The 19619-nt window shown below is 67.6% G+C and carries 13 protein-coding genes and 6 pseudogenes; 9 read left to right on the top strand and 10 right to left on the bottom strand.

Annotated elements, in window-relative coordinates; all coding sequences use genetic code 11:
• Positions 1-128: pseudogene (locus tag HLK59_RS50975) on the top strand (IS630 family transposase); the annotation flags it as partial.
• Here the strand turns inward: HLK59_RS50975 and HLK59_RS13615 are convergent.
• Positions 108-365, bottom strand: coding sequence for a hypothetical protein (locus tag HLK59_RS13615; RefSeq protein WP_171141645.1), 258 nt, complete (start codon positions 363-365; stop codon positions 108-110). The pseudogene HLK59_RS50975 and the gene HLK59_RS13615 sit on opposite strands and share 21 nt — an antisense overlap.
• Before the next feature lie 190 nt (positions 366-555).
• Here HLK59_RS13615 and HLK59_RS13610 point away from each other — a divergent pair.
• Together HLK59_RS13610 and HLK59_RS50970 are read left to right on the top strand one after the other, a co-directional pair.
• A pseudogene (locus tag HLK59_RS13610) lies at positions 556-1382 on the top strand (transposase family protein).
• A 117-nt stretch (positions 1383-1499) separates the two neighbouring features.
• Positions 1500-1628, top strand: a pseudogene (locus HLK59_RS50970) (PucR family transcriptional regulator); the annotation flags it as partial.
• A gap of 7 nt (positions 1629-1635) precedes the next feature.
• Here HLK59_RS50970 and HLK59_RS13605 read toward each other — a convergent pair.
• The 4 genes and pseudogenes from HLK59_RS13605 to HLK59_RS50965 all read right to left on the bottom strand — a co-directional run.
• Positions 1636-2085, bottom strand: coding sequence for an RICIN domain-containing protein (locus tag HLK59_RS13605; protein ID WP_171141644.1), 450 nt, complete (start codon positions 2083-2085; stop codon positions 1636-1638).
• A 377-nt stretch (positions 2086-2462) separates the two neighbouring features.
• On the bottom strand, positions 2463-3875 hold the full coding sequence (gene proS, locus HLK59_RS13600; protein WP_171141643.1) for a proline--tRNA ligase: 1413 nt from the start codon (positions 3873-3875) through the stop codon (positions 2463-2465).
• A gap of 56 nt (positions 3876-3931) precedes the next feature.
• Positions 3932-4081 carry a hypothetical protein gene (locus HLK59_RS13595; protein WP_171141642.1) on the bottom strand — a complete coding sequence of 50 codons (150 nt, stop codon included), beginning with the start codon at positions 4079-4081 and terminating at the stop codon, positions 3932-3934.
• A gap of 138 nt (positions 4082-4219) precedes the next feature.
• Positions 4220-4606: pseudogene (locus HLK59_RS50965) on the bottom strand (diadenosine tetraphosphate hydrolase); the annotation flags it as partial.
• A gap of 372 nt (positions 4607-4978) precedes the next feature.
• Between HLK59_RS50965 and HLK59_RS13590 the strand changes: the two are divergent.
• The 4 genes and pseudogenes from HLK59_RS13590 to HLK59_RS50960 all read left to right on the top strand — a co-directional run.
• The gene (locus HLK59_RS13590) at positions 4979-5734 is read left to right on the top strand and encodes a hypothetical protein (protein ID WP_171141641.1); all 756 of its coding nucleotides are present in this window, start codon (positions 4979-4981) and stop codon (positions 5732-5734) included.
• Between the two features lie 409 nt (positions 5735-6143).
• Positions 6144-7220, top strand: coding sequence for a polyprenyl synthetase family protein (locus HLK59_RS13585; RefSeq protein WP_171141640.1), 1077 nt, complete (start codon positions 6144-6146; stop codon positions 7218-7220).
• A gap of 419 nt (positions 7221-7639) precedes the next feature.
• Positions 7640-7804: pseudogene (locus tag HLK59_RS13580) on the top strand (IS5/IS1182 family transposase); the annotation flags it as partial.
• Between the two features lie 1088 nt (positions 7805-8892).
• A pseudogene (locus HLK59_RS50960) lies at positions 8893-9367 on the top strand (type II toxin-antitoxin system PemK/MazF family toxin); the annotation flags it as partial.
• Positions 9368-9732: 365 nt separating this feature from the next.
• Here the strand turns inward: HLK59_RS50960 and HLK59_RS13570 are convergent.
• Positions 9733-10395, bottom strand: a complete 663-nt coding sequence (locus tag HLK59_RS13570) for a response regulator transcription factor (protein ID WP_171141639.1) — start codon at positions 10393-10395, stop codon at positions 9733-9735.
• The gene (locus tag HLK59_RS13565) at positions 10370-11542 is read right to left on the bottom strand and encodes a histidine kinase (RefSeq protein ID WP_171141638.1); all 1173 of its coding nucleotides are present in this window, start codon (positions 11540-11542) and stop codon (positions 10370-10372) included. Before HLK59_RS13565 ends, HLK59_RS13570 begins: the two co-directional genes overlap by 26 nt.
• Before the next feature lie 175 nt (positions 11543-11717).
• Here HLK59_RS13565 and HLK59_RS13560 point away from each other — a divergent pair, with 175 nt between their 5' ends.
• Positions 11718-13988: an MMPL family transporter gene (locus HLK59_RS13560; protein WP_171141637.1), complete on the top strand. Its 2271-nt coding sequence runs from the start codon at positions 11718-11720 to the stop codon at positions 13986-13988.
• A 176-nt stretch (positions 13989-14164) separates the two neighbouring features.
• On the opposite strand, the gene HLK59_RS13555 is transcribed toward HLK59_RS13560, so the two are convergent.
• The 3 genes from HLK59_RS13555 to HLK59_RS13545 form a co-directional block, all read right to left on the bottom strand.
• Positions 14165-15091, bottom strand: coding sequence for a hypothetical protein (locus HLK59_RS13555; protein ID WP_171141636.1), 927 nt, complete (start codon positions 15089-15091; stop codon positions 14165-14167).
• 3 nt (positions 15092-15094) lie between these two features.
• Positions 15095-15469 (bottom strand): peptidase inhibitor family I36 protein, encoded by a 375-nt coding sequence (locus tag HLK59_RS13550; protein ID WP_171141635.1) that lies wholly within the window; start codon positions 15467-15469, stop codon positions 15095-15097.
• A 1497-nt stretch (positions 15470-16966) separates the two neighbouring features.
• Positions 16967-18397, bottom strand: coding sequence for an MFS transporter (locus tag HLK59_RS13545; protein ID WP_171141634.1), 1431 nt, complete (start codon positions 18395-18397; stop codon positions 16967-16969).
• A 129-nt stretch (positions 18398-18526) separates the two neighbouring features.
• Between HLK59_RS13545 and HLK59_RS13540 the strand changes: the two genes are divergently transcribed.
• Complete coding sequence (locus HLK59_RS13540; RefSeq protein ID WP_171141633.1) at positions 18527-19159, top strand: TetR/AcrR family transcriptional regulator; 633 nt, start codon at positions 18527-18529, stop codon at positions 19157-19159.
• Positions 19160-19619 lie beyond the last annotated feature (460 nt).

The following is a 19619-nucleotide window of genomic DNA, read 5'->3' as shown; positions in this document are numbered from 1 at the left end:
ACCCTGACCACCTCATGAGCACGCTTCGGCACGGTCTCCGCCAGATCCAGTACCGCAGCGACCTCATCGACGGATGCCTCGCCGAAACCGGGCTCACCTTAACGACATCACGCCAACAAGGTCAGTAACTCTCGGTGCAGGACGAGGAAATTCCTCTCGCGCGGCGCGTTGTCCCGTGAGCGGCCCCGGGGGATGTCCAGGACCAGCAGCGAGTCCAACGCGAACCGCGTCGTGCGGCCCCAGGGCAGGAGCCAGGCCTTCCGCGTCAGTTCGACAGCGTGGCCGTCGAACTTGAGTATGGTCCAGCGCGTGCTCACCCGCAGCGGCGTAGCCGGCGGCGCACCGGGATCGCGGGGGAGAGTCACCTCGGCAGTATGACCGACCTCGGATGCGCCGGGAAGCTCGAAAACCCTGACGCGATGAGTATTTCCCCCAGTAAGCGCCCGTCGCTCGCTGCGATCGTGATGCTGGCGCTGTGGTCCCCAAGTCCGGGCAGACGTAGGGCCCCTGGTAGGAACGATCTTGCGACAGAAAGATCCGACCGAGGGGCCTCACGTGCCGACCAGTGTCACATACACCGCGGTGCTCGATGTGAAGCGGTCCACCGCCGAGCACCTGGCCGGACTCCTGCACGATCACCTGATCGCGGCCAGGACCCGCCAGGGGCGACGCGCGCTGGGCTGCTTCAAGCAGGCGGTACTCGTGCTGCGCTGGTTCCTCGACGGCACCCGGCTGGCCCAACTCGCCCGTGACAACGGCCTGTCGGCCTCCACCGCGTACCGCTACCTCCACGAAGGACTGGCCGCCTTGGCCGCCGGCGCACCGGACCTGTCCACCGCCCTGGAGCGTGCCAAGGCGGCCGGGCTGACGCATCTGAACCTCGACGGCACGGTCATCCGCACCGACCGCGTCGCCGCTCCGGGCCCCAACGCCGCCGACCTCTGGTGGTCCGGAAAACACAAACACCATGGTGGGAACGTGCAGGTCATCACGACCCCGGACGGCTGGCCGATCTGGGTCTCGCCAGTACGGCCGGGCCGGGAGCACGACACCACCTGCGCCCGCCACCACGGCTGATCGACACCCTCAACCGGATCGCGGCCGAGCTGGACATGCCGACCCTGGTCGACCTCGGCTACGAGCACACCGGCGACGGCTTCCGCCACCCGCACAAGAAGCCCGCCGGAAGCGAACTGACCCAGGCCCAGCAGACCTACAACAAGGTCATCCGCGGCATCCACGGCGTCTGCGAGCGCGCCAACTCCCTGATCAAGACGACCTTCAAGGCCCTGCGCATGGTCAGCCTCGACCCCAGCCGCATCACGCAGATCGCCGCCGCAGCTCGCGTCCTGCTCCAACTCGAGTACGACCGCACCACCTGATCAATCACACAACGTCATGATCCGTTACTGGGAAAGGCTCACTCTCACCCACAAACTGACCACAAACCGAAGCGGTAGCTGATCGTCGGCCTGTCCGGGCGGAGGCGGCGGCCGACCCTCGGCGACCACCGCCACACCCTGGACTACCGCATGTACTGCGTCGAGGAGGGCCTGAGCCGTTCTTTGGGCGACGGGGACGTACGGGTGGAACTGTGGCCGGCGTTGACCACCACGGCTGCGGCCTGAGGGGGCATCAGCTCCACTGCTGGTCCTGGTTGAGGGTGCAGGTCCACAGGGTCGGCTCGACACCGCTGGCTGTGCTGGAGTTGGGAACGGCGAGGCACCAGTCGCCGTACGGGTGACGCAGGCGGCCGATACTGTCGTAGATCCAGAGGAATTCGGAGCCGGAACCGCAGGAGTACTGGAAGGTCACGACGCCTTTGTCGTTGCTGGCGCCGAGGCATCTTTGGGTTTCCTTGTTGACGAGCCAGACCTCATTGTCCCCCTGGTCCTTGCTACGCAGCTCCCAGCGCTGATCGTCGTTGTCGTTGCACGTCCACTGGACGGCCGCGACGCCGAAGCTGTCGTCGGAATGGGGAATGGCCAGACACTTGAGGGTCCCGTCGTTGCGCAGCTCCACGTACGTGACGGCCTGCGCCGGTGACGGCGACAAGAACATGAGGGAAACGAGCGCAAGTGCCACAGCGGCGGCTCTTCGCGACGCCTTCAGGACAAGGGTATGGCTGTCTCCAGGGCAGGGGTTGTTGGCTCTGCGTCTCCTCAAACCCGTGTCGACACCGGCCGCCCTACTGCCCCCCGAGGTATTGGGGCCGCCTCATTACCCGAGGTACTGGCAGACAGGCACCCGATGCGCTGCTCGGCACCGACCTGGCCAGAGATTTCGCCGAAGCCCACGCCCGTGCTGAAAGGCTCGCCGGACAACGGGCGGGAGCGGAAGGGACCATCGGATCGCATCGCCTTGCGCTTCGCAAGGCGATGCGTGCCGGGCTGGGCCGTGCCGTGAGGCTGCCGGTCCGCCCACGGTAACCAGGCGGAGCAGCAGCATCGGTCTCACCAGGGTCAGTAGGCGCGTGCCACGACGGCGATGTTGCCAGGCTGGTCGTCGTTCTCGGGAACGGAGCCGTCTGCGGCGACCAGGCACCGCACGGTGACACCCTGTTCGGCGAGCTGGGCCTCACCCTCCACGCCCAGAGTCTCCCAGGCAATGCGTGCCCAGCCGGTGCTCGCCGCCTCCGCAGCCTCCTCGACCGTGGTCACCTCGACAGTGCGGTCGTTGCGACGCTTACGGGACTGCGCCAGCAGAAGCGCCTGGTCGTCCTCCAGTACCTTGGGCAGGATCTTGGACAGTGCCCCGATCGGCGTCGGCTCCTTGCTTCCCGCTACGCGGCGGACCAGCACGGCCGTGCCGTTCTCCACGTCACGTGGTCCGACCTCGATGCGTACGGGCACCCCCTTGAGCTCCCAGTCGACCGCGCGGCGGCCGAACGGCGTGTCGGCGCGGTCGTCGACGTGTACGCGGATACCAGCCGCCTTCAGCCGGTCACCGATCCCGCGGACCGTGTCCAGGACCGCGTCGTCGCCCTTGACTGCCACGATGACCACCTGAACCGGGGCCAGACGCGGCGGGATGCGAAGGCCGTCATCGTCGCCATGCATCATCACCAGTGCGCCGACCATCCGGGTCGTGGAACCCCACGACGTCTGCCAGACGTATTCCTCACGACCGTCCTTCGACAGGTAGCGCGTCTCGAACGCCTTGGCGAAGTTCTGGCCCAGTTCGTGGCTTGTGGTCAGCTGGAGGGCCTTGCCGTCGCCCATCATGCCTTCCAGGGTGAGCGTGTTGATCGCACCGGCGAACCGCTCCCTGACCGTCTTGCGACCCGGTACGACATCCATGGCGAGGACGTTCTCCAGGAAGTCGGCGTACACCTCCTGGTGGATGTGTGCGGCGTAGTCCCGGGCATCCTCGTAGGTGGCGTGTGCCGTGTGGCCTTCCTGCCACAGGAATTCCGTCGTGCGAAGGAACACGCGCGGCCTCAGCTCCCAGCGGACCACGTTCGCCCACTGATTGATCAACAGCGGAAGGTCGCGGTAGCTCTGCACCCACTTGGAGAAGTAGTCGTTGACGATCGTCTCGGACGTGGGGCGGACGACGACGGGCTCTTCCAGCTCTTTGCCGCCGCCATGAGTGACTACGGCCAGTTCGGGCGCGAAGCCCTCGACGTGCTCGGCCTCCTTCGTCAGGTACGACTGCGGGATGAAGAGCGGAAAGTACGCGTTCTGCGCCCCGGCCGCCTTGATCCGGGCGTCCACCTCCTGCTGCATCCGCTCCCACAGGCCGTAGCCGTACGGTCGGATGACCATGGTGCCGCGCACCGGCCCGTTGTCGGCCAGTTCGGCCTTGCTGACCAGGTCCTGGTACCAGCGGGGGAAGTCGTCCGCCTGGGGGGTGAGAACGGGGGCTTTTGCCATGACGCGCAGCGTAGGACGCGGCTCCACCAAGGCGCGAACCGATTAATTCCCACACGTCAGGACGCCGGCCGGTCCAGTTCGTCACCGATGGCCTCGCGCAGTACGTCGTGCTGCAGGCCGAGGGCATGATGTTCGTCGCTCCATCGGGTCGTGTCCCACGACGTGGTGCAGGGGATCAAGCGCTCCGCGTTCCGCTGCTCGGGCATGGTGATCTCCGTGAGGGCCGCAAGCCCACGAGGCATGCCGATCAGGCGGGTTGGACGCCCGACAGGGCGGCACGACCATCTCTGGCCTGCTGATTCCGGCGTCTTGATCCCCTGCACCACCTGGCGGGACGCCATCCTCCATCGCTCACGCGGATACAGCCATACCGGTCCGCCCACGAGATCGGCTGGCTGCCAGCCGAACCGCGGCCACACATGCGCATGCAGGAACAGCTCGGCATTCCCGAGGATCTCCAGATTGACTCGCAGGAAAGCCGGATCCAACCACTCAGACGCGTGCGAGAGCCTCGCCCAGCTTGTCCATGCCGGACCGGAACGCAAGCCGCTTACTCTTCGGAAGTTCCGACAGCCGCTGCACCGAAGGATCATCCACGAAGAGGACCGAATATCCCGGGAGGAACTGGACCTCCCTGATCACCGCAAACCCGGCCTTCACCTTCGGAGCACCGTGGGATTCTCGCCCCGAAGTACGCTACCGATCCGGTCCCTCCACCAGCCATTAGTCATGATCGACCAGCCTACCGACCGCTGATCATCGGCTGGGCGCGTTCTCGGATCACCCTGTTGCCGACGATGCAAGGTGGGCGTGGCGGGCTACTTGTGCCTCACGTCCCTCAGCTGCGTTGGCAGGTCAAGATCGTTGTGCACCAATGGCGTTGTGCACTGATCCAGTCCGGGAGTGCAGATAGAGCGGGTGTTGCAGCCGTCGGCCGGGTCCAGACCGGTGGTCCAGTGCTTGAACTTGTCGCGGGTGTATCCGGCGGGGAAGATCTGGTCGATCGCGTAGGAGAGCGGGAAGCACGCGAGGGACACGCTCCAGCTGATGAGGCCGTGGGGGCCCCGCCTTTGCGGTGGCTCTCGGCACGCTTGAATGTGAGGGTGACGACGTGGGGACGCCCATACGTACTCCGGACCGCCGAGCTGCTGCCCGTACTCCTGGATCAGGTAGAGGCAGGGGCCGGCGGCGAGAGCGTGTGGCGCGAGCTATCGACCATGCTGTGCATCGAGGGAGAGACCCTCGTCCCAGGGAGTCTCGCCGCGCTGCCGCGTCTGGTCGCGCTCGCCCGGAGCGAAACGCAAGCGCTGGAGATGGCCGGGGCGATTGTGCGTAGCGCGATGACGGACAACCAAGGCGAACGCATGTTCGTGGAGAGTTCCGACGCCATCGCGGAGCTTCGGGAACTGGTGGACCAGCGTCTCCAAACGCGTCCGGCCGACTACATCTGGGGCTTTCGCACCCTCCTCGCGATCGAGGGGCAGTTCCACTGGAGTGCCGCCCTCTGTGACTTCAGCGACGACTTCTACGAGGTGGCCTGTCCGCACTGCTCCCTGAATGTGACCATAGCCATCGGCGAATACGGGTATTACTCGGCCTGCCGGGACTGGGACGCGGGCGATGTCGACCGGCGCGACTTGCGACCGGCGTCCGTTGCGGAGCTCTACGGCATGGGGCAGTGGATGTACAACCTCGCAGTCCGTGACGGCCAGGGCCGACTGGCCGAGGGGATCACGTATCTCATGGGCCGCGCGGAGTGTCCTCGTTGTGCCAGTGTGTTCCGCATAGCGGACGAGTACGCAGCCGCCAACCTCCCTACAGTGCTTTCTGTTCGACTTGCACGTTCCAAGATCGGTTGAGATACGGCTTCTGATGCTGCGGATCCCGGCAAGAAGTGTTCCGATCCCGTCGTTCGTCACCAGGAAGTCGCCGCTGACGGCCGTTGGGCAGATGAGTGATTCTGTTGTGCAGCTCCGTTGGGCCGACGTCCTCGAACCGTCGACCACGGCCTCGGCCCCGACGGAATCATCCTTGCTTAAGGCGCGCTGCTGGAACCGCTGGAGACGGCTCAAATTCCCCCAGGCCTGAGCCGACCGGCACGCGGTGCAGCCAGCCTTGGACCGCCCGAAATGCCGCACTGACCCCCGGCCCTCGCCTGGTTGGCGGGTCGTGATTCCGCACGAGGGGGCTTCGTTCACCTGGTGCTCTGGGAGGCGGTGTTGACGGCCAGCTTCTGATACTCCTTGTGACTGCTGAGTCAGGAGAGTCATGACTGTTGAGATCACTGCCGATGTCCATGAGCGGCTGACGGACTATCGGGACCGTTTCGAGGCGTTGTTCGTCCGCTACTTCGACGAGCTTGCCCAGCAGGGGCTCCCGCGCAGTTCGTTCGTGCCGGAGGCGCTGGAACTGGTGCGGGACATGTCCCTGCGGGGCGGGAAGCGGCTGAGGGTCGCCCTGTTGCACGAGTCGGCGCGGCTGGTCACTGATGATCAGGTGGCAGGGCTGGAGGAGGCGGCGCTCAGCATCGAGCTCCTGCAGACGCACGGGCTGATCCATGACGACATTGTCGACGACTCCCCGGTACGCCGGGGCGCGCCGTCGGTGTACTACGCCTACCGCGAGCGGTTCCCCGACCATCCGCACACGGCGTTGGGCCTTGCGGTCCTGGCCGGCGATCTGGCTGCGTTCTTGTCGGTGCAGGTGCTGCTGCGTGCGCCGGTGCCGCGGGAACTGCGGCAGGCGATGGCGGCGGTGCAGGCGACGGCGGGGGCGGATACGGTCATCGGACAGGTCCTCGACCTGGAGCGTGACTTCGGGCCGGTGCCCGATCGTTCCGTGCTGGATGCCGTGTCCGATTACAAAAGCGCCCGGTACTCGGTGCTGGCCCCGTTGCGGCTGGGTCTGCTCGCCGCGGGACAGGACCCGGCCGACCACGAAGGGGAACTGGCCCGGTACGCGACGCTGGTCGGGGTGAGCGGGCAACTGTGCGACGACTACCTGGACTTGTTCGGGGACGAGGAGACGGTCGGCAAGCCGGCCGGTTCGGATTTGCGTGCGGGTCGGCGCAGTTACGCGGTGTGCGCTGTCCTGGCGGCTACGGCTGGCCGGGAACGGAACGTGGTGGAGTCGGCGCTCGCCGAGGTGGGCTGTGCTCCGCAGACCGTGGCGCAAGTCCGGGACATCGCTCGTCGGCACGGGGTCGACGAACAGTTGCGTGCCGAGATCCGCCGGATCGCCGGGGAGGCGTCCGCTGTTGCTGCGGGGTGGCGGGGGCACTGGCGTGCAGAGGCGGTCGACTTCTTCGAGGGACTGCCCCGGTGGGGAGCGCAGCGAGCCCTGTGATCCTCTAGTCGCGCCTTCCTATCGCTCGGAGTCTCGGTGGGCGGGCGTGCAGCCAACGCAAGTGCACTCGAATCGCCATCGCGGAGCGATGCGAGGCTGAACACCATGGTGACCCCGGCCGCCAGCCCCGGACTCGCTGACCAAGGCGGGCCTCAACCGTAGCGCGTCGGACTGCATCCACGCCGGCGGCTGCCACATGGCGGGCGAATCAGAGCGTGGGCTGGTACGGGATGTCGTACTCCGGGCGCCCGGCAGATGACTCCGCCCTGCGCGGGCGTTGGCGACGTGCTTGCCCCGCCTGATGGGTGGGTTTCTCATCGGGTGCTCGGTGCCGCGGATCCTTGAGCTCCTGCGTGGGCCTGCGTTTGATGCCTGTGATCAGCCGGGGGCGGCCGCCGCCCTGGTAGGCGAGGTCGGAGCAGGAACAGGCCGAGCAGTACCAGCAGTTCAACCGGGACCACGCCTGGCTGCGGGCGCCGGGCGTGCGCGCCTTCGCGCGGCTGAAGTCCTGGCGACTATTCCGGCGAGCCCGATGTTCAACCCGGCGTATGGACCGCGCCGTCCAAGCCATCTACACCCTCTTGACCTGGAAGTCGGCCCGGCCTCTACGCCGCAACGGCATGGTCCCCAGCCTCACTGGTGTGACTAGCCCAAACGCTTACTATGCGGCCTTGGGGGGCCCGATCCACTTTCGATATACGCCCAGCATCGGTTGCTCTGTCGGTGAAGGCCTTTCGAACAACATCGAAAAGCTTCTCTGGCCGGAGCATATGAGGAAGCGTCAGAGAATACGGAGCAAGTCAAGGGAATTGTCCGTCTACTCAAGTATGACGGCGAGAATTAGGGTGAGAAAGGTAGTGGTGCTCAATGCGCCAAAAGTTGCAAGCAGCCGGTGCTGTGGTGTGTGCAACATTCGCTCTTGCACTGTTGCCGGGATCGGCGTCGGCAGCAGGAAACGACGTCTCGATCCAGGCATGTGGCTACTACGAGACTCAGACAGATGCCTATTACAACCACTGCGTAAACAACCCTCCGCCGCATGTCGGGGCACGGCTTCAGGTTGACTACGACTGGACCCCGTTCGATGGCTATGCGTGTGTGCGGCCGGGCGAGACCCACTTGGGTTCCACAAGCGACATCGACAACGCCTGGTACATCGGCACCTGCTACTACGGCTAGCACCTCGAACCGGGGCAGCTCCGGGGACCTTCGACTGTACCGACGTTGAGGATGATGGCGAACCCAATAGCGATCGCCTCCGCGTGATGGGCGAAACCTGCGCGCGGAGGCCAGAGGCCGCTGTTCCCCTATCCCGTGGACGATGGACGATGGACGATGGACGAAGCGCGGCGAGGCGTCCGCCGACGGGAACACCCCCGCGGGTGTGGGGATCATCCCGACGCCGACCGTATCAAGCGCTTCAACATTGACTGCTCCTCGTGCACGCCATGGGTGGGTGCGCTGGACCGGCAACCTGGGCGACGCTGACGACAACTGGCCGTTGTGGATGTCCGAGTACCAACTTCCGTGCTCGGCGTCGGGATTCGACCCGTGTGAAGCGTCCCGCTATCCGGCTCATCAGGTCCTCGAACGCCTCCTGCCAACAGGCGGGGGTACGTTGTGACCTGCGGCCACCACATGATTGTTTGCCTTCACGCGCCGATGATCAATGGTGGCCGCACCCGTCTCCACACCGCGTCAGGTCGCGCAGCGTCTGCCTGCTGTCCTGTGTATCGGAGGGCTTGGGCAACGCGGCGAAGTCTGGTGGGTCCAGTTCGACGAGCGGAGGCTGGTCGTACTGCTGTCAGGAGACGACGCGTCCGGGTTCCAGGTGATGCAGGTCGTCGCTCCGGCGGGCCTCGACATCAGGGGTCTGGGCATCGAAGTGACGGTCGGCGCCGGTGAAGGGCTGCCGCTCGAAGGCGTGCTGCGGCTCGCGTTCCCGCATTCAGGCTTCACCCCGTGCATATGGCTGACCACCGTGTCCTGAGACGACCTGATAGCGCGGGTGGCCGTCCTGTCCTCCAGGAAGCTCAGCGAGATCGACGATGCCCTCCGACTCGCTGAATACGCACAGGAGCGGACCCCAGCGACGACCGCGAAGCTCCGCGGGGTATTGGGAGGCCCTCCGTCGCGGTGAGCTCGGGTACACGGAGAAGGAGCCGACGCCCGCGACGGCATGGGCGATCTCGGGCGAGATGATCCACGCTGGACACCTGCCGCCTCGGCGCCTCTCACCATCGAGATCACGATCTACGGCTGGAGTAGCGCGTATCGAGTCGTGATTGTCGGGTGATCCTGGTGAGGTCTTTGATCCAGTTCGTCGAGGCGTGCAGGTGGGGACTGGCGAGGCAGCTGTCGGGAGCCTTGTCGTATCGGGCGTCTCACCGTCCCGGTTCCGGCCTCCTCGTACGTCATGCTCTGGGGCGGGTGAGGCCCGTGGAGCCGAGGTGAGCCGACCGGTGCACTGATGTCCGGGCGGGGACTCATGGGACACGGCCCGGCGCCCGGCTCAGGTTCCGGGGAGGATGCGGCGTGTTTCGTAGGCCCACATCGCGATCTCGACCCGGTTGCGGGCGCCGAGTTTGGCCATCAGGCTGGCCAGATGCGTCTTCACCGTGCTGAGGCTGATGTGCAGCGCGTCGGCGATCTCGGTGTTGGTGAGCCCGCGGGCGACGGCGAGGAGTACCTGCTCCTCGCGGGCGGTGACGGGGGAGACCGGCTGGGTCGCGGGCCGGCCGGCGGGCAGGTCCGCGAACGTCTGGAGCAGACGGACGGTGACGCTGGGCGCGATGAGCGCCTCACCGTCGGACGCCGACCGTACGGCCTGCGCCAGGAGGTCCGGTCCCGTGTCCTTGAGGAGGAATCCGCGGGCGCCGGCACGCAGTGAGCCGTAGACGTACTCGTCGAGGTCGAACGTGGTGATGACGACCACGGCCAGCGGGTCGGTGACGCCCGGGCCGGCGACCAGCCGGGTGGCTTCGAGCCCGTCGATTACGGGCATGCGGATGTCGAACAGGCAGACGTCGGGGCGTAGTTCGCGGGCCAGACGTACCGCTTCCCGCCCGTCGGCGGCCTCGCCGACCACCTCGATGCCGGACTGGGCGTTCAGCATGATCCGCAACCCGTAGCGGATGATCGCCTGGTCGTCAGCGACGAGGACGCGAATGGACACCGCTTTCGCTCCTCGCTCTCGGCAGTTCGGCTTCGACATGCCAGCCCCGGTCGGTACCCGGGCCGGCTCGTAGTGTGCCGCCGAGCAGGGTCGCGCGCTCGCGCAGTCCGGTAAGTCCGTATCCGTCGCGCCCCCGGCCGGTGCGCCGGCCGTTGTCGCCCACGCTCACCCGTACCGTGTGCCGTTCCGCGGCGACCCGAACGACGAGCTCGGTCGCGTCGACCGCATGGCGCAGCACGTTGGTCACCGACTCCTGCACGATCCGGTAGACGGCCGCGTCCACGGCCGGGGGCAGCGCGTCCAGTTCGCCGTCGAGCCCCAGGTCGACCCTGAGGCGAGCACCCGGGGTGCGCACCAGGCGCTCCAGATCCGCGACTCCGGCAGGGGGCGCCAGCTCGGCGCCGACCCCGCGGTCGCGCAGCGCGGCGACCATGGCGCGCATTTCCTCCAGCGTGCGCGCCCCTTCCTCCTCGACCCCCTCCAGCGCCTCGACGGCGGCGGACGGGTCGGTGCCCGCGAGCACCCGGCCCGCCTGGGCGATGATCACCATGGCCGACACGTGGTGGGCCACCGTGTCGTGCAGTTCCCGGGCGAGCTGTTCGCGCTCGCGGGAGCGCAACTGCTCCAACTGCCGCTCGCCGGCGGTCACCCGGAACCGCACGGCAGCCCCGACCACGCCGGGCAGCAGCAGGAAGACGAAGCCCACGACATTCTCGACGACCGGGGTCTCGTCCGTGACGGAACACAGCGCGCCGGTCGCGAGGATCACCGCGCCGCCCAGCACGATCTCGCGTCCCGATCCCCACCGGGGCAGCGCGTACACCAGCACGAGCACGACCATGCCGGTGTACAGGCCGACGGGCTCCCGCGGTACGGCGACGAGCGAGGCCACCTGAAGCAGGGCCACCGAGCCGAACGCCAGCGTCACCATCGCCAGCGGACGGGTCCGGCGCCACAGGGGCAGCAGGCACAGCCATACGGCGAACACCACCGCCACCGGCCGCCACTCGACGTTCTCGCGCAGGGTGGCCTCCAGCGCCACACCGGCAAGGCACGCGGCGAGCAGCGCCCAGTCCCTCCGCACCCGGGCGGGCGCGTAGGGCGGCCGGGGTTCGGTCCACAGGGTTCGCAGGTCGTCTCGGAGCACGGTTCTCAGCCTAGGGACCGCGCCGTGCCGCGCATCGGCCGAAAGGACGGGTCGTCACTCCACCCCGAGGCCGACAGATCCGCGGCCCGCGGGCCGATGCCGCGGAGCGCCGTGTCGACGAGCCTCGGCATCGGCGGCCGTACAAGGACGGCCGACGCGGTGGTTGGAGGAACCGATGCTCTCGAAAGCCCTGTTGCGCCTGGGCGCAAGCGCCGCCCGCCATCCCTGGCGGGTGATCGCGGCATGGCTGATCGCCACCACGCTCGCCGTCCTCGCCGCCGTCGCTTTCGGCGGTCGTACCGCGGACTCGATGACCGCTCCCGGACTGGACTCCCGACGGGCCGCGGAACTGATCGAGCGGGCAGGAACCGGCCAGGAGGGGATGACCGCCCAAGTGGTCGTCACCCCCCTCGACGAGGGTGCGACGTTCTTCGACGACGACGGCGCGCGCACCGCTCTCACGCGGCTGCGGGCGGAGGTGGAGCGACTGCCGCACGTGCTCGGTACGAGCGACCCGGCGGGGGCGCTCGACGCGGGCGGGGACACCGCCGTGCGCGGCGGCCTCGTTTCGGCCGACGGGCGGATCGCGGTCGTCCGGGTGCAGTACCCCGACCAGAGCCGGCTGTCGGCCGAAGACCTCGACGCCCTCGTCGATCTCGGTGACCGGCTGCGCGCCGAGCTGCCGCTGCGCATCGAGATGGGCGGGAACCTCTTCTACGCCTTCTCCGACCCCGACGGCGGCGCGAGCGAGCTGATCGGCCTCCTGGCCGCGGCCGCGATCCTGTTCCTGGCGTTCGGCTCGCTCGTCGCCGCCGCGCTGCCGATCGGCATGGCGGTCTTCGGGCTGACCGTCGGGGTCGCCACGATGACGGTACTGGCGGGGGTGACGGACGTCCCCACCTTCGCACCGGTCCTGGGCAGCATGGTCGGGCTCGGAGTGGGCATCGACTACGCGCTGTTCGTGCTCGCCAGGCACCGGGAGTACCTCGCGTGCGGGCTCGATCCGCAGGCGGCGGCCGGACGAGCGGTGGCAACGGCGGGGCGGCCGGTGGTCTTCGCCGGCGGCACCGTCGTCGTGTCGATCCTCGGCCTGGCGGTCGCGAACGTGCCGTTCATGACGGTGGGCGGGGTTGCCGTCTCGATCGTCGTCCTGACGATGGTGCTCGCGTCGGTGACGCTGCTGCCGGCCTTCCTCGGCGCGGCGGGCCCGCGCCTGGCCCGGGCCGGCCGGATCGGCCGGATTCTGCGGGCCAGGAAGCCGGTCCGATTCGCACGGCGGCGGGACTCGGCGGCAGGCGCCGCCCACGCCGCCGGGTGGCGTCGCTGGATCGGGCATGTCAGCCGGCACCCGGTGCCGTACGCGGTCGGCGCGGCGGGGTTGCTGCTGACGGCGACGCTGCCCGTGCTCGGCCTGCGCGTCGGCCTGCCCGACGACGGCTCACTGCCGCAGAGCCGTACCGAGCGTCGCGCCTACGACCTCGTCGCCGAGGGGTTCGGCCCGGGCACCAACGGTCCCCTCGTCATCGCCATGGACCCCACCGGCGATAGGGGAGTGGTGGACCGTCTCGTCGGGGCGGTCGCGGCGGATCCGGGCGTCGCATCCGTCGCGCCGACGCACATCGATCGGGCCACCGGCATCGCGACCCTCGTGGTGTTCCCGACCACCAGCCCTCAGGACAAGGCCACGGCCGACACCATCGCCCGGCTGCGCACCGACGTGCTGCCCACGGCGATCGGGCACGGACCGGCCAGGGCCCACGTCGGCGGCGCCGCCGCGAGCCTGTCCGATGTGGGCCAACGCACCAGCCAACGCCTGCCGGCGTTCGTCGCCGCCGTGCTGGCGATGTCGTTCCTGCTGCTGATGCTGGTCTTCCGCTCGATACTCGTACCGCTCAAGGCGGTACTGCTGAATCTGCTGAGCATCGGCGCGGCCTACGGCATCATGGTCGCGGTCTTCCAGTGGGGCTGGGGAGGCGCACTCATCGGGCTGGAATCGACGGTTCCGATCGTGTCGTTCATCCCGATGTTCCTCTTCGCCATCCTGTTCGGCCTGTCGATGGACTACGAGGTGTTCCTCCTCTCCCGCGTACGCGAGGAGTACCTGCGCACCGGCGACAACGGCACGGCGATCGTCGAGGGCGTCTCGCGCACCGCCCGGATCATCACCTCGGCCGCCCTCATCATGGTGGCGGTCTTCCTGTCCTTCGCCGTCGCCGACGACCCCTCCACCAAGATGTTCGGGCTCGGCCTGGCCACCGCGATCTTCATCGACGCCACGGTCGTACGCATGGTGCTGGTACCGGCGACCATGACACTCCTCGGCCGGACCAACTGGTGGCTGCCGAAGTGGCTGGACCGGCTGCTTCCCCGCGGCCCGGTCGGCACCGACGACACCGGCGCGGAATCCCCGGGTGAGGCCCCGCGTCCACGGCTGGTTGACCGTTGACTGAGCTTCTTCAGCGTTGCCGCTCCCGAGTGAGGACGGCTTTGACGATGGATGTCATGCGGTTGGGCTGCATCGGGACTTGCGGAAGATGCGCCAGGACGTCACGGACTCACACCAGTACCACGACCTGCGAGTTCACGATGAAACGATCTCATCGGAACCCGATCCGGGTCCCCTCATCTCGAGGGTGAAGCGGCGGGCTGCGCTGCCGCGCGCTTCAATGCGGTTTGCCGTGCCTTTCGGAAGTCCTTCAGTAGGGATGTTCGGGCTCGGGGGAGCGCCTTCTCCACCTGTTTCTGAGCCCGGGCGATCTGCTCGGCGAGGCCGACCTCAGCCTGGCACACGGCGTCCCGCACGGCGACCCGCAGCTCTTCCTTCCCGGCGGAGCGGACAGCGGCCGCGTCGGACCCGGCGGCATCGAGCCGTTTCTTCAACGCCTTGAGCGGGTCCACTCGTTCTTGGTATGTGAACCCTTCATCGCGCATGCACGCGGCCCATTCATCTTCAGCCGCCTTCACGAGGGGATGCTCCAAGGTGTCCCGCACGATTGAGGTGCTGAGACTCTGAAAGGTGTAGTAATTCCGGTCCCAGGAAGCGCCGTACAGCGCCCCGCGTGCGACGGACACACAGGAGTCGGTCGGTACCTCCACCGTTGGACCGTCCTCCAGCACGATCTTCTCGAATGGCCCGTCCCTTGTTCCCTTGAGAGCTTCATCCCATGCAAGGCGGGCGCGCTCGGACAACGCCGACAGTTGTTGGGCGTTCGGGTCGATGGGCGGCTTCTGCAGCCGTCTCAAGCCCAGACCGTAGCCGTTCTGGGCAGCCTGACTCTCTGCCAGCAGACCGTAGGGGCTCACGGCCGCTTCTCGCTCGACGTCGCCGACAGGCACCACGACGTAGTCGAAGCCCCGACCCGCCATACACTTCCGTACCTCTTGTTCTTCCGCGCGGTGCAACATGGCGGACTCGGTTGCCGTGAAGTGGAGTACGCCGCTCAGGGGCCAGAGGTCGGGCCGGTTCTCCGCCGTGGCCCCGCGGCCGGATGCAGCGGAGCATCCGACCGCGAGAAGCGCTGCGACAGACAGCCACAGCAGCCTGCGCATGGGTCAGCAGACCCAGTAGTTGGACGCGATGTCTTGCGCGAAGGTGCTGGCTTCCGTGTCGAGGTCGCGGACGATGTATCCGCGTTTGAGAATGACGTTGTTGCCGCCGTAGTTTTGTTCGTCGTAGAGACGGACGTCGCAGGAGTTGCCGTTGTTGAAGACCGATTCAGCGTTGTTGAACTTGTTGTACTGCTCCAGGTTCGTGTTGTTGCCGAACACCTGACCGGGAGTCCCGTAGCCGTAGTCGCCGAGGTACGCGCAAAGTGCGCCGGAGTCGCAGTCGCTCCACGCCGCGTTCGCCGGAGTAGCGGTGGCGGCGATGCCCAGCCCCGCGAGTGCTGCCGCGCCGATCAAGGCTGCGATCTTGTTTCTGATCATGTCATGCCCTCCCATTGCGAGTGACCGGCTTCCCTCGCGGAAGCTTCGGCACCGCTGTCGTTGAGGGGTTGGGTACATCTGGCAACCCTTCCCCCGGTGATTCACGCAGCACTCTGGTGGCGGCCGTCGGGGGAGCGGTACCTGAATAGTTTCAGGGTCCGTATCGTCGTTTTGTGGAACAAGCTGAGTGGATCAGCCTGACAGGGGAGTCACGCATGCTTGCGCATGTTCGCGCTTGGGGTGCTTGGAGCTGCGGCGAGCGCGGCCAGCAACTCGGCGGGCTCGGGCCGCTGGAGCTCGCTGAGGTAGCGGCCGGATCTGGATCCGGGCAGGGCCAGCCAGCCGGCCAGCGAGTTTGCGCAGCTGACCGCGGACCGGCTCGACCTTGCTCGGTGTGGTCTCACGGCCCAGGGTGGTCGCGACGTCCTTGGCCATCACCGGACCACCCGCGCCGGCCAGGTTCGGGTGGGCGGCGTCGCCTGGGCCCGGCCGATCTTACGAATGACCAGCTCAGACCCACATCAAGTAGGGTAGGACTCCATGACCTTGGAAGCCGCGCCTGTGCCGCTTCCTCCGGGACGGATCAACCTGTCAGGCCGTCATAAACCGAAAGGAGGACGGCAGTCGACGCTGAATCGGGAGCTGATCCTTGTTGAAGAAGCCCTACTGGCAGCCATATTGGTGGCGGATGTCGTATCGCGCGGACGGTGCGTCGCAGTGGAGTCCGATGGGTCCCGAGCCGATCAGTCAGGTCCCGAACGGTGCGCTGGAGAACGCATCGCTTGAAGCGTGGGCCCACGCGCTGTTGGCGGAGGCGCCCCACGAACTCGACGACCTGCGTGGCGAGCTGCTTCTTGAGTGTTTCGAGGAGCCCGCCCCCGACGCCCACAGTCGGCCGGTTTACTCGTGCCAGGTCCGGCTACCGGGGCCCGCCCTCCACTCGGAGGCCGGCAGGAGGCAGCGACGCACCTGAACACCATCTCTGTCCCCGTGACCATGGGCTCATGCGCAGTTGACGCGAGACCCCGCCGACTCGACGCAGGCACGCACCCGTCCCTGCTTCCCCATCACGGTCTTCTGCGCCGGCATCACCGCACGTCTCGAACACAACCCCGCCGACGTCGAGAGACCCGATGACACCTGGGCACGCTCACGTCGGCGACCCTGATCCGGCGGATCTCGGACCGACGGTCTCTTCCCCGGGGTCCATCGGGTCATCCGGCTGAAGCACCGGCGCATCGACCGGACGAGCAGCACCCCTGAAGCTCGCCGGGCCACGAACACCGCGGCCGGCCTCCGCGGCAACGCTCGTGACACACGGCCACCGCGCGCACTCCCCGCTCACATGATCACCAACGGACGTCACATGACTTCGCCGAAGCCCTGGCCGGTCGGCGGGCTCGGGCGTGCTGAGCTGCCTGCCGTGAACGAGCCGTACAAGACCGACCGCACGGCGTAGCAGCGGAGGCGGCCGCCTCCGTGTGTCCGCGGCGTCGGTCAGACCCGAGCGGATGACGGGTCGGGCGCGTGCGCCGTGTTCTGGGCCGGCTGTTTCCTGGGCAGTGCCACCGTCAGCATCAGGGCCACCAGCGTCACCCCGATGCTCACCAGGAACGTCCTGACGGTGGCGGTCTCGTAACCGTGGTCCGGCAGCAGGGAGAAGAACACCGTGCCGAACAGTGCGATGCCCGCGGCCTGGCCGACTTGGGCGGTGGTGTTGACCAGGCCGGAGGCCGCACCGGCCTGCTGCGGATGGATCTGCGCGAACGCCGTGCCGAACAGCGCGTTGAGCACGCCGCCGATGCCGAAGCTGAAGAGGATGATCGGGCCGAGGATCTGCCAGACGTTCAGATCCTTGCCCGCGGCGTGGATCACCAGGGCGATGGAGCCCAGGCTCGCCGCCAGCACCGCGACCATGGCCATGAGGAAGGGTCGTCCGATCTTGGCGGCCAGGTTCATGGACAGGGCGTTGCCGATGACGATGCCGAGGACGCCCGGGGCGAAGGACAGCGCGGCCTGGACCGGCGAGAAGTCGAGCCCGAGCTGCAGGTACAGGGTCAGCATGAAGAACACGCCGATCGCCATCTGGGTGGTGAGCATCACGAGCAGGCTGGATGCCAGGCTGCGCATCCGGACCATGGACGGCGGGACCACCGGCTCGCCGCCCCGCGCCTCCTGGCGGCGCTGGTGCAGGGCGAACAGGCCGGCCAGCGGCAGGGCCGCGGCCATCATCAGGATCGACCACAGCGGCCAGCCCTGCTCACGGCCCTGCACCAGCGGATAGAACACCGCGAACCCGGTGACGGTCAGCAGCGCCAGACCGCCGAAGTCCAGTCGGCGGCGCAGGAAGCCGGGCCGGGCCGGCATGGTGGCCAGGGCGCCGATCAGGCCCGCCAGCCCGATCGGGATGTTGACCAGGAAGATGGCGCGCCAGCCCGATCCGAACAGATCGGCCTCGGTCAGTACGCCGCCCAGGAGCGGCCCGAGGAGTCCGCCGAGCGGGAAGGCCGCGGCGTACAGGCCCATGGCCCTGGGCTGCTCGGCCTCGTCGAACTCGGTGTGGATGAACGACAGGACCTGCGGCACCATCAGGCCGGAGCCGACTCCCTGCACCACCCGGGAGGCGATCAGCAGGCCCGGCTCGGGGGCCAGCCCGGCGGACAGCGAGGCCAGAGTGAAGACACCCATGCCGGCCAGGAACATTTTCTTGACGCCGTACTGGTCACCCAGCCGGCCGCCGGCGATCAGGGTGAGGGCGAATCCGAGGGCGTAGCCGGCGGAGATCCACTGCATCGCGGCCTCTCCGGCGCCGAGGTGGCGGTGGATGGCAGGCAGTGCCACGGCCACGATCTGGTTGTCGATCATGTCGACAAGGACGGCCAGGACACATACCGCCAGCGCCCACCACCGCAGCGGGTGCTTTTCCATCACTTACTCCTTGGCTCGAACAGTGGTACCCGGCAGCCCGCAATCAATGATCCAAACGACTGTGTCAACTAGTTGCTTGATTAAGCTGCCTCTGTGCTTGATTCGGCCACTTGCGTGCACGGTTTAGGCATGACCGTGTCGAAGCCCCGCCGCTCCCCGAAGCCGTCGGAACGGCAGCGCGATCCGGAGCGCACGCGCAAGCTGATCCTCGACGCGGCGGTGGCGGAGTTCGCCGCGCACGGCTACGCGGGTGCCCGCATCGCGGCCATCGCCAAGCGTGCGGGCGTCAACCAGCAGTTGATCTCCTACTACTTCGACGGCAAGGAGGGCCTGTTCCAGGCCATGTCGGACAGTTGGGGCGAGCGGGCGAGCAAGCTCGTCGAACCCGGCACCCCGCTGCCCGAGCAACTGCGCCGCTACGCGCTGGAGGCCCTGGAAAACCGGGACGGCATGCGGCTGCTGGCCTGGGGCGGCCTGGAATACACCGGCCCGGAGGCGGACCCGGACCACGTGCCCCGCACCGGACGCCTCGCCCAGTCCGTGGCCGACATCCGTGAACTGCAGGCGGCCGGGGCCCTGCCCCAGGAGATGGACCCTGCCTGCCTGACCGTCATGCTGATGGCGGCGGCGATGGCCCCCGTCACCCTCCCGCACGTCATCGCGGGCGTCTGCGGGGACGACCCGTACTCCCCGGAATTCATCGAACGCTTCGCCGACCAACTCGCCCTACTGATCCGCCGGCTCGGACTCGATACCGATTAAGGCGCTGGCTACGCGTGACGGTCTAAAACTGAGGATCATCGTTGACACCTGGGTGCGAAACGTCCAGTACGTCCTGAGCCCTCACAGGTCTGGATCCCATCACCTACGGTGATCCGGGCGATCAACCCATCGCGGGCGATTGGAAGAACAGCAGAATCGACATGATCGGTGTGTACCGGCCCAGCAACAGCGCCGGAGGCGACTTCGCTCGGAGACCGATGGATTGCAGGAGCCGGCGGACCGCCAACCGACCGTGATGCCGCCGTTGCCGGATCGACCATGGGCCGGGGCTCGGTTTCGGGCTGCACGGAGGATTTCAGTGGGCGGGGCTGTGACCTGTGGAGCGGCTTGACGGCGGAAATGTGATGCTCCCCGTAATGTCCACGAGCTTGCTCGGTGCGAGGTCCTGCGACTCGCGCCGGTGGCGCATCGCGGTCAGCAGGTAGGCATAGCCCTGGTC

Source organism: Streptomyces sp. S3(2020), from assembly GCF_013044505.1.
Classification (GTDB): domain Bacteria; phylum Actinomycetota; class Actinomycetes; order Streptomycetales; family Streptomycetaceae; genus Streptomyces.
Note: the sequence above shows the minus strand (reverse complement) of the source record. Positions and strands in the feature narration are given on the sequence as shown.